We start from the raw sequence: 546 nt of genomic DNA, 5'->3' as shown, positions 1-546 counted from the left end.
GTAATGTCGGCAACCCACAACCTGCCTGGCGCTTGGGCACGAAAGTCTCGTTGTACAAGATCCGGGCGATGATCCGGTGCCTTCGGGCTAATCGTTGTCACAGGGGTTCGCCCACGTCGGCGGCCGGAAACACCTGCTAGCTTCATTAGTCGTGCAGTCTTGTCGCGGCCGATATGAAAGCCTTCACGGTTCATCGCGTGCCACATTTTGCGGATACCGTAAACCGAGAAATTCTCCGCATGCACACGCTGTATCTCTGGGATGAGAAGGCTATCGCTTAAGGCTCTTGCACTGGGAACGCGTGTGGTGGCTTTGCGGTAGCCGCGTGAAGTGATGAATCCACGATCTGCTTGTTTGAGGACTCGGCAGATGGCCTCGACCCCAAACTGATCTTTATACGTGTCGATGTAGGAGATCATTTGGTCGTGGGTCGGTCGAGTTCCGCTGCGAAAAAAGCCGAAGCAGTCTTAAGAATCCCGTTTGCTCGCTTCAGCTCACGGTTTTCGCGGCGCAAACGCTTGAGCTCTTCTTCCATCGTTTCGCCGC

Annotated in this window: 1 pseudogene; it reads right to left on the bottom strand. The window is 55.1% G+C overall.

From position 1 onward, the window contains the following. A pseudogene (locus HMPREF3158_RS12345) lies at positions 1–546 on the bottom strand (IS3 family transposase); the annotation flags it as partial.

Source organism: Corynebacterium sp. HMSC06G04 (assembly GCF_001807365.1).
GTDB classification, from domain to species: Bacteria; Actinomycetota; Actinomycetes; order Mycobacteriales; family Mycobacteriaceae; genus Corynebacterium; species Corynebacterium simulans.
This window is presented reverse-complemented; position numbering and strand designations above follow the sequence as displayed.